This window comes from Streptomyces sp. ADMS, from assembly GCF_033441795.1.
Lineage (GTDB): Bacteria > Actinomycetota > Actinomycetes > Streptomycetales > Streptomycetaceae > Streptomyces.
Genome location: NZ_JAVFVX010000107.1, coordinates 15127 through 25107 on the forward strand (window position 1 = coordinate 15127; position 9981 = coordinate 25107).

9 protein-coding genes are annotated in these 9981 nt (G+C 71.8%); 8 read left to right on the forward strand and 1 reads right to left on the reverse strand.

Annotated features, from left to right (window positions below):
• Positions 1-180: 180 nt before the first annotated feature.
• The 4 genes from cobT to RB628_RS32450 all read left to right on the forward strand — a co-directional run bounded on the left by cobT (position 181) and on the right by RB628_RS32450 (position 5479).
• Positions 181-2802: a nicotinate-nucleotide--dimethylbenzimidazole phosphoribosyltransferase gene (cobT, locus tag RB628_RS32435; RefSeq protein WP_318324185.1), complete on the forward strand. Its 2622-nt coding sequence runs from the start codon at positions 181-183 to the stop codon at positions 2800-2802.
• Positions 2803-3064: 262 nt separating this feature from the next.
• Positions 3065-4297, forward strand: a complete 1233-nt coding sequence (cobA, locus tag RB628_RS32440; RefSeq protein ID WP_318324186.1) for a uroporphyrinogen-III C-methyltransferase — start codon at positions 3065-3067, stop codon at positions 4295-4297.
• A gap of 65 nt (positions 4298-4362) precedes the next feature.
• Positions 4363-5259, forward strand: coding sequence for an RNA methyltransferase (locus RB628_RS32445; protein WP_318324187.1), 897 nt, complete (start codon positions 4363-4365; stop codon positions 5257-5259).
• Between the two features lie 22 nt (positions 5260-5281).
• The gene (locus tag RB628_RS32450; protein WP_318324188.1) at positions 5282-5479 is read left to right on the forward strand and encodes a hypothetical protein; all 198 of its coding nucleotides are present in this window, start codon (positions 5282-5284) and stop codon (positions 5477-5479) included.
• 287 nt (positions 5480-5766) lie between these two features.
• Here RB628_RS32450 and RB628_RS32455 read toward each other — a convergent pair whose 3' ends face one another.
• Entirely contained in the window at positions 5767-7272 is a 1506-nt protein-coding gene (locus RB628_RS32455; protein ID WP_318324189.1) for a serine/threonine-protein kinase, read from the reverse strand.
• A 196-nt stretch (positions 7273-7468) separates the two neighbouring features.
• Here RB628_RS32455 and RB628_RS32460 point away from each other — a divergent pair, with 196 nt between their 5' ends.
• From RB628_RS32460 to RB628_RS32475, 4 genes are all read left to right on the forward strand, one after another.
• On the forward strand, positions 7469-7702 hold the full coding sequence (locus RB628_RS32460) for a hypothetical protein (RefSeq protein WP_318324190.1): 234 nt from the start codon (positions 7469-7471) through the stop codon (positions 7700-7702).
• Positions 7703-7940: 238 nt separating this feature from the next.
• The gene (locus tag RB628_RS32465) at positions 7941-8150 is read left to right on the forward strand and encodes a hypothetical protein (protein WP_318324191.1); all 210 of its coding nucleotides are present in this window, start codon (positions 7941-7943) and stop codon (positions 8148-8150) included.
• Between the two features lie 367 nt (positions 8151-8517).
• Complete coding sequence (locus RB628_RS32470; protein WP_318324192.1) at positions 8518-9471, forward strand: aminoglycoside phosphotransferase family protein; 954 nt, start codon at positions 8518-8520, stop codon at positions 9469-9471.
• Positions 9472-9563: 92 nt separating this feature from the next.
• Positions 9564-9860, forward strand: a complete 297-nt coding sequence (locus RB628_RS32475) for a zf-TFIIB domain-containing protein (protein WP_318324193.1) — start codon at positions 9564-9566, stop codon at positions 9858-9860.
• Positions 9861-9981: the final 121 nt, after the last annotated feature.

The following is a 9981-nucleotide window of genomic DNA, read 5'->3' on the forward strand; positions in this document are numbered from 1 at the left end:
GAACCCGTACCGGTCGTCCAGCTCGTCGTGCCGGAGGCGGAACCCGTACCGGTCGCGCCGCTCGTGCAGGATGCGCCCGTTGTATCGGACGCGCAGGTCGCGCCGCTCGTGCCGGACGCGCAGGTCACGCTGGTCGCGCCGCTGGCGCCGGAGGCTCACCTCGCCCCCGAGGTTCACCGGATGACGGCCCCGCAGCCCCTCCCGCACCTCACCCAGCAGGCCGGCCCGGAGAGCGCGCCGCAGGCGGCGGACCCGGGTGACCCCGTCGGGGCCCCGGCTGTCCCCGTCGAAAAGTTCGCGGCTCCGCCCGCTGTGGAGGAGCCCCCGGTTGTCCATCTCGTGGACCCGGCGTCCCAGCAGATGGGCACCGCCGCTGCCCAGGTGACAGAGGCGGCCCTGCCCGCGGAAGCGCAGCCCGAGGCCGTACCGGCGGAAGCGCCCGCTCCTGTTCCCGCCAACGCCGGGCACCCCGCTGCCGAGGTCGAGACACAGCCGTCCGTGACCGAAGCCGCAGAAGTACAGACAGCTGTTCCCGATGCGGTCGAAAGCGTCGTCGAACAGGCGGCCCCGAGCGACCAGGCACCCACTGCGCCCCCCGGGCCGGAACCCGCGGCGGCCCCCGCCGAGGAGCTCAGTCCGTTCGCCGAGCCGCAGTCGGCCGACCAGCCCCAGCCGTTCGCCGAGCCACAATTCGTCGAGCTGGCAGGCCAGTTCGTCCCGGTGGACGGCACCGTGCCCAGGACCCCGCACCTGGCCCCGACACCGCCGCACGGACTCGTCCTTTCCGAGGACCACGGGCCCGGGGGGGTTGCTGTCCCCGAGCCCGTACCCGCGACCGCCCTCCAGGCGCCGGAGCCGGCACAGCCCGCCGAGCCCGAGAACCCGGAACCAACGGCCCCGGAAGCGGCGCAGGCCGTCCCGGTCGAGGAGCCCGAAGCGACTCCCGGCCCCGAACTCGATGCCGCACAGGTGGTGGCACAGCAAGCGGAGGACCTGGACACCAGGGCCGCCGACCAGGAAGAGAGCGAAGAGAGCACGGCGGCGGTGGAAGACCTACGAGTGTCCACCGGCCCGGCCGCCCCCGGCTACGACGACGCCGAGCGCGAGGCCGTGCTCAAGGTGATGCGTGAGCGCCGGGACATCCGTAACGGTTTCCGCAGCGACCCGATCCCGCACGACGTACTGCTGCGTGTGCTGGAGGCGGCCCACACGGCGCCGTCCGTCGGCCACTCGCAGCCCTGGGACTTCGTCGTGATCCGCTCCGCGGAGACCCGCGGCACGATGCACGAACTGGCCGCACGGCAGCGCGAGGCGTACGCCAGGTCGCTGCCGAAGGGCCGGGCGAAGCAGTTCAAGGAACTGAAGATCGAGGCCATCCTCGACACCCCGGTGAACATCGTCGTGACCGCCGACCCGACCCGCGGCGGCCGCCACACGCTCGGCCGGCACACTCAGCCGCAGATGGCGCCCTACTCCTCCGCGCTCGCGGTCGAGAACCTGTGGCTCGCGGCCCGCGCCGAGGGCCTCGGCGTCGGCTGGGTCAGCTTCTTCGACGAGCGCGAGATGGTCCGCACGCTGGGTCTGCCCGAGCACCTGGAGGTCGTGGCCTACCTCTGCGTCGGCTACGTCGACGAGTTCCCGGAGGAGCCCGAGCTGATGCAGGCGGGCTGGTCCAAGCGCCGCCCGCTGTCGTGGGTCGTGCACGAGGAGACGTACGGCCGCCGTGCGCTGCCCGGTGAGGAGCCGCACGACCTGCTCGCGGAGACCGTCGCCAACATCCGCCCGCTGGACGCCAAGGCGCTCGGTGAGGCGTGGGAGCGCCAGAAGCGGATGACGAAACCGGCGGGTGCGCTCGGCATGCTGGAGATCATCTCCGCGCAGCTGTCAGGGCTGTCCCGCATGTGCCCGCCCCCCATCCCTGAGCCGGCGGCAGTCGCGATCTTCGCGGGTGACCACGGAGTGCACGCCCAGGGCGTCACCCCCTGGCCGCAGGAGGTGACCGCACAGATGGTCGCCAACTTCCTCGGCGGCGGCGCGGTCTGCAACGCCTTCGCGAACCAGGTGGGCGCCGAGGTCTGCGTCATCGACGTGGGTGTGGCCTCGGAGCTGCCCGCCACCCCGGGTCTGCTGCCCCGCAAGATCCGGGCGGGCACGTCCGACATGACGACCGGCCCCGCGATGACCCGCGAGGAGGCCAAGGCGGCCATCGAGGTCGGCATCGAGACGGCCCGCGACCTGGTGGCGGCCGGCAACAAGGCCCTGCTCACGGGCGAGATGGGCATCGCGAACACCACGGCGTCGGCGGCCCTGATCTCGGTCTTCACGGACACGGACCCCGCCGAGGTCACGGGTCGGGGCACCGGCATCAACGACGAGACCCTCGCCCGCAAGACCGAGGTCGTCCGCCGTGCCATCGACTTCCACCAGCCGGACCCGGCCGACCCGATCGGCGTCCTGTCGGAGATCGGCGGCTTCGAACACGCGGCCATGGTCGGCCTCCTCCTCGGCGGGGCCTCACTCCGTACGCCGGTGATCCTGGACGGCGTCAGCGCCGGCGCCGCCGCCCTGGTGGCCCGTGCGATCGCCCCCGAGGTCCTGGCCGCGTGCATCGCCGGCCACCGCAGCGCGGAACCGGGCCACGTGGCGGCCCTGAACAAGCTGGGCCTGCGCCCCCTGGTCGACCTGGACCTCCGCCTGGGCGAGGGCACGGGTGCGCTGCTGGCCCTGCCACTGGTCCAGAGCACGGCGAGGGCGATGCACGAGGTGGCGACGTTCGACTCGGCGGGAGTAACGGAGAAGTAGGACGACTTTCCGGCGGCGACGCGCGGCTGTGGGCAGTCGTTCCGCGCGGGCGGAAGGGGTGGGCACAGCCGCAGACGAACCCGCACATGCCGGGGGTCCGTCTGCGGAGCCCCGGCTTCGGGAAGGGGCGGGCTCGGGGACGATGAACCCCCGACCCGAGCCCCCACTCCACCCGCACCGTAAAATGCGCACGTCAGGGGCCACCCACCGTAAACCCACACCGGCTCCGACCAGAACCACCGCAAGAGGGAGCCGCACCCCCATGGCCGAACACCCCGCCTACCCCGTAGGCCTCCGCCTGACAGGCCGCCGAGTGGTGGTCCTGGGCGCCGGCCAGGTAGCCCAGCGCCGCCTCCCCGCCCTCATCGCGGCGGGCGCGGACATCCTCCTCGTGTCCCCCGAGGCAACCCCCTCCGTGGAGGCGATGGCGGACGCGGGTGAACTCGCCTGGGAGCGCCGCCCCTACGCGGACGGCGACCTGGCGGATGCCTGGTACGCCCTGATCGCGACCAGCGACGTCCAAGCGAACGCCCAGGCCTCCGCCGAAGCCGAACAGCACCGCGTCTGGTGCGTCCGCTCCGACGACGCAGACGCGGCGACGGCCTGGACCCCGGCCACCGGCCACAGCGAGGGCGTCACGGTCGCCGTCCTCACCACCGACGTCAAGGGCCGCGACCCCCGGCACACCGCCGCCATCCGTGACGCGGTCGTGGAGGGCCTGCGCGACGGCACGCTCGTGGCGCCCCACCACCGCACCCGCGCCCCCGGCGTCGCCCTGGTCGGCGGCGGCCCGGGCGACCCGGACCTGATCACGGTCCGGGGACGCCGCCTGCTCGCCGAGGCGGACGTGGTCATCGCGGACAGGCTCGGTCCGCGCGACCTCCTCGCCGAACTGCCTCCGCACGTCGAGGTGATCGACGCCGCGAAGATCCCGTACGGCCGTTACATGGCCCAGGAGGCCATCAACAACGCGCTGATCGAACACGCGAAGCTGGGCAAGCGGGTCGTACGGCTGAAGGGCGGCGACCCGTACGTCTACGGCCGGGGCATGGAGGAGGTCCAGGCGCTGGCCGAGGCGGGCATCGCCTGCACGGTCGTCCCCGGCATCTCCAGTTCGATCTCGGTCCCGGGCGCGGCCGGCATCCCGGTCACACACCGCGGGGTGGCCCACGAGTTCACGGTGGTCAGCGGCCATGTCGCCCCCGACGACGAACGCTCCCTCGTGGACTGGCCGTCCCTCGCGAAGCTGACCGGCACGCTCGTCGTCCTCATGGGCGTCGACAAGATCGGCCGGATCGCCGAGACCCTGGTGGCGCACGGCAAGTCCCCTGACACGCCGGTCGCCCTGGTCCAGGAGGGCACGACAGCGGCCCAGCGGCGCGTCGACGCGACCCTCGCGACGGTCGCCGAGACGGTCCGTACGCAGGACGTGAAGCCCCCCGCGGTGATCGTGATCGGCGCGGTCGTGAACGTAGGCCCGGAGGCAGTGGTGTAACCCCGGGTAACGCAATCCGTTCCCAGCCGTTGGCACCGCACCCAGGACAAGGCAGTATCACCCCTGTGGCCGATCTCATCACCGTCGAGGACCCCGACGACCCGCGCCTGCGCGACTACACGGGCCTGACCGACGTCGAACTGCGCCGCAAACGCGAGCCCGCGGAGGGCCTCTTCATCGCCGAGGGTGAGAAGGTCATCAGACGGGCCAAGGACGCCGGTTACGAGATGCGCTCGATGCTCCTGTCCGCGAAGTGGGTCGACGTCATGCGTGACGTCATCGACGAACTCCCGGCCCCGGTCTACGCGGTCAGCCCGGAGCTCGCCGAACGCGTCACCGGCTACCACGTGCACCGCGGCGCCCTCGCCTCCATGCAGCGCAAACCGCTCCCGACGGCGGACGAACTCCTGCAGACCGCACGCCGGGTGGTGGTCATGGAGTCGGCCAACGACCACACCGGCATCGGCGCGATGTTCGCTTCGGGTCCACAAGACGACACGGGTCAGCGGATCGCGATCTTCGAGGGTTTCGTTGATCATGCGAATCTTGGGGCTGCGTTCCGTAGTGCCGCCGCTCTGGGCATCAGGGGGATTCTGTTGTCGCCGGACTGTGCGGATCCCCTGTACCGGCGTGCGATCAAGGTGTCGATGGGTGCTGTCTTCTCGGTCCCCTACGCGCGGTTCGACGCGTGGCCGGCGGGGCTCGACGTCGTGCGTGAGGCCGGGTTCGACATCCTGGCCATGACGCCGGACGAGAAGGCGACCCCACTGGACAGGCTGGACCCGAAGTACTTCGAGAGGTGCGCCATCATGCTGGGGTCGGAGGGGCATGGACTGTCTACGTTCGCTCTTCGGGCTGCGGATGAGTGGGTGCGTATTCCTATGTCTGCCGGGATCGACTCCCTCAACGTGGCGGCTGCTTCCGCCGTCGCGTTCTACGCGACTCGGTCAAGGCCCGCCTGAAGAGCTGCGCAAGCGGCGGATCATGCCGGTCATCTCCCGCAAGGGCGCCCCGAACGTCAAAGGTCCGGGCGAACTCCGCTACGTCGTCGAGCAGACCTTCGCCCTCCTCCACCAGTTCGAACGCCCCGCCGTCGGCTGGGAACGCCGCACCGAACTCCACGACGCCTTCGTCTCGTTGGCCTGCGGCCAACCCCAGCCGTCAGCGGCTGAACGACACTGAGTGGAATGCCGGAGTCACCCAGGCCGGCGTCCTGCACCACTTCCGCTCCGAGGCCCAGCTGCTGGCGTGCGTCCTCGCCCTGCGCGAAGAAACCGACATGGAACAGCTCGGCACCGAACGCCCCCGGGGCCTGGGCCTTCCTTCGCCACCCGGCCGGCACAGCCACCGCAACGCCGACCGGGAAGGCATCGTCCGGCTGGATGCCGTCCTGCCGGCGGAGAGCGTCACCGAGGGCCACCCCGCGCAGGACTACTTCCGCGACCGCTGCCCGGGACTGCGTGTCTTCGTCACCGAGGCCTCGCCGAAGCATGCGAACTCGGTGAGTTCCGGGCCGAATCGAACCCCGAAGACGCGGTTGGCGCGATCACCGTCGTCATGGACGTCCTCCGGATCCACAGCCCGGGCGCGGGCGGCCCGTCGCCACCACCGGGCTCGCTGTCCGGCTGCACCTGCTCCTGCACCCGCTCCCGCCCGCTGTCGTCCCCGATTCCACGGCTGGGACCCTGGCATCCCTGAGCCGCTGCGATCCCCAGGGCCACCAGCAACGTCACCACGACGAACACGAACAGCCGCTGCCGCAGCAGCCGCGGATTGGCCGGTCGCCGCCCGGTCCCCGTGCCACGCGGCGCCGAACGCCCGGTGCCGCTGCGCGGGCCGGCACGGTTCCCGGATCGGGTCGTGTTCCGCGAGCCGGAAACCTGCCGGGACCCGGAACGCGACGAAGGGGCACCACCGCGGGAACCCCCGCCCCCACCCCGCGACGGCACGGCTCCGCGCGACCCGGAGGCACCCGAAGCAGGCCCCTGAGGCCGCCGCTGGGACTGGGACGAGGACTGCGACTGCGGGTGGGGCTGTGTCTGGGAGTGATACGGAGGCCGCTGGTCCGGATAGCTCTCGGTGAGCCGTCCGGTCGGCCGGTCCGCGTCGGAGGCACGCGGCGCGGGCGGCCGTACGTCCGCCATGCCCTGCGCCTCGCGCGCCGCGATCTCCTTGAGCCGCAGCGACAGTTGGAGGGTGCTGGGCCGTTCCTCCGGATCCTTGGCCAGACACGCCCGTACGAGGGGTGCCAACGCGTCCGGAACGCCCTGCAGGTGAGCTTCCTCGTGGACCACCCGGTACAGCATCACCTCGGAACTGCCGTGCCCGAAGGGTGAGTCGGCCATCGAGGCGTACGCGAGAGTGGCACCCAGCGAGAACACGTCCGTGGCCGGAGTGACCGCTGCGCCGCGCACCTGTTCGGGCGCGAGGAAGCCGGGAGAACCGACCGCCGTACCGACGTGGGTGAGCGTCGAGGCCCCGGTCGCCCAGGCGATGCCGAAGTCGATGATCCGCGGCCCTTTCGGGGACAGCAGGATGTTGGACGGCTTCAGGTCCCGGTGCACGACACCGGCCTCGTGCACGGCGACCAGTCCCTCGGAGAGGGCGGCGCCGATGGAGGCGACGTCGGCCGCGGTGAGCGGCCCCTCGTCGACGACCTTGTCGTGCAGGGAGGGCCCGGGCACGTACTGCGTGGCGAACCACGGCCGGTCGGCGTCCAGATCGGCGGCGACGAGCCGCGCCGTGCACCCGCCCCTGATCCGCCGGGCCGCCGAGACCTCGCGCGCGAACCGCGAACGGAACTCCTGATCCTCCGCCAGATCGGGCCGGATGACCTTCAGTGCGACCCGCTGGCCCCGCTTGTCGGAGCCCAGGTAGACCACACCCATCCCGCCGGCGCCGAGCCGTCTGTGAAGCCTGAACGAGCCGACGACACGCGGGTCCTCGCGCCTCAGGCGCATCATCGCCATGTTCATCCCCGCTGCCCGGTCCGTTTGACGAGCGACAGCTTACGTTTCCGCGGCCGGGTGCGCGCAGAGGCCGCGCCCTCTCGTCCCGATGGATTGTCAGTGCCGGGTGGGAGACTTGAAAGGTGGTCAGGGAGCGCGCGAACAGGGCGGCTTGACAAGGCGTGTGATCCCAACCACCCGTCACAGAAGGGGGATTGGACCCGTGAAGGGTGACCGCGTGGAGATAGTCGTGGATGCCGGGGACACAACACGTACGTATGAGGTGGTGGCCGGCAGGGCGGGCCGTCGGGTGGAGACGGCAGTGCGCCGAGGGGTTGTGGAAGTGAGCGAAGTCACCAGGAGCGGATCAGTCGTCCGCACGGCCCGCTTCATGGCGAACCGAGTCCTGGCGCTGGTCGAGCAGCCGGTGCCGAGGGAGGACAGCTCGGAACAGTAGGGACACTCCGGGCACCCCCTCCGGGAAGACCCTGAGGCCTGGGGCCCCGTCTCCACCCAGGGGAGTACTCCCCAGGTCACGGGTCATCCTCCGGGAGGCCCGGCAATAGGTACGAGGGCATGACGACCTGTTCCCGCCGACACCCTAGATTTGAGGTCAAGCGGCGGGTGCAGCACTCGTCCCCCGAGGTCAGACACCCGCCGCTGCCAACCACCAGAGAACGGTCAGGAGAGGGACCATGGCCCACACGGCAACGCGGACGGCGCTCCGCACACAGGGACGCAAGGCGTACATCGCCGCGTTCCGCCCGCGCCGGCAGGGCCAGCGCCACCCACTGGTGGCGACGGCCATGGTCCTTCCCCTGGCAGCCCTGCTCGTGGTCGTCTTCGGCGGCTGGGAAGCAGTGGTCACACAAGCGTCGTCCGTGGGAGTGATGCTGGGGCGCTGAGCGGCGACCCCAGGCCCGGAAGAGCGGTCCGGGCGGGGACATCCACCCATTGAAACCCCGTGGGGACGGGGGTGCGGCGGACGGCAAAAAATGCCCGCGCAGCTGGGGAGCTGCGCGGGCATTGCCTTTTTCCGGGAGCATCCACGGTCGGCACCCCCAGCCCGTCCGGCGTTTGAGGACGCGGCCGTTCAGGCCGACGGGGGTCAGGGGCGCAGCCCCAGCGGGGTCGAAGGCGGAGCCCCTGGGGACGGAACGGGCAGGCGAGGCGGGGGCGAAACACCCCACCGCACCCAGCACTCACCCGGCACCCACCGCGCCTCGCCCCGTACCCTCGCGACCAGACCCAAGCGCCGCCTCAGGGAGCCCCGTGACCTCCACCCCCTTGCTCTCCGACCTCACCGCACGAGCCAAGGCCAGAGCCCACTCACGCACAGCCCCCTGCCCCTGCGGAGCGGACACCCTCGCCGACCGCCCCGACGGCACAGTCGTCCGTCACGCGGACACCGTCGCGAAGGCGCACGCCCCCGACACCGCTCCCGCCGAACTCACCGCCCGCCTCACCGTCGCCGGCCGCCTCCCCGGCATACTCCTGCCCCCGCTCGGCCCGACGCCCGTCGACCTGCACGGCAGACTCGTGACGTTCTGGCCGTACGGCGTCCCGGTCGACCCGGAGGACCCGGACGCGGCCCCCTGGGAGGAGGCCGCCACCCTGCTCGCCCGCCTCCACCGAGCCCCCGCCCCGCCCGGACTGCCGCCCATGCGGGGCCCGGCCAAGGCGGCCCGCGCCATCACCCGCCTCCGTGCCACCACCCCGCAGCCGGCCACCGAGCCGGTCCTGCGCGCCTGGGCGGCCCTGCCGGCCTGGGCCAGGGCCGAGGCCCCCATGCCGGACCTCCCCGGCCACTCGGACGCTACGGCCCTCTGCCACGGTGACCTCCACCTCGGTCAGCTCGTACGCCACCCGGCTCCGGACGGCCCCTGGCTGCTGATCGACGTGGACGACCTCGGTCTCGGCATTCCCGCCTGGGACCTTGCCCGCCCGGCTGCCTGGTACGCCTGCGGACTGCTCCCGCCCGACGAGTGGACCCGCTTCCTGACGGCCTACCGCACAGCCGGCGGCCCGGCCGTACCCGCCGACGGCGACCCCTGGCCCGCCCTGGACGCCGCCGCCCGCGCCCTCACCGTGCAGACGGCGGCCCTGGCGATCGTCAAGGCGACGGCGGCGGGCCGCGCGCTGGACGACGTACAGCAGGCCGTGGTCGACGCATGTGCCCGAATGGGTTCCGTACCTCTCGAGTTGGCCCACGAATACGCGAAGTAGGGTGCAACCGCACGGAGCCGGACAGAGTCTGTCCTGGCGAGAAGCGAAACCGGATCAAGAAGCGGTACCGACGGCGAGGAGTTGAGCCGAGCATGCAGTGTCCGAAGTGCCATGCGCCGATGCACACGTACAACCGCAACGGAGTCCAGATCGAGCAGTGCAGCGGTTGCCGGGGGATCTTCCTCGACTACGGCGAACTGGAGGCGCTGACCCGCGTGGAGTCCCAGTGGGCGGGCCCCGCGGCGCCGCCGCCCCCGGCCCCGCAGGGCTACCCGGCCGCTCCCGCACCTGCCTGGGGCGCCCCGCACGGCGGCCATCACGGCGGCCATGGCGGTCACTACGGCAAAAAGCGCCACAAGAGCTTCGGCCACATGCTGTTCTCCAGCTGACCGGAACCCCTGACCCGAACCGGAAGAAGCCCCCGACCGTGCGAGACGGCCGGGGGCTTCCGGAGTGTGGACGATACTGGGATTGAACCAGTGACCTCTTCCGTGTCAGGGAAGCGCTCTC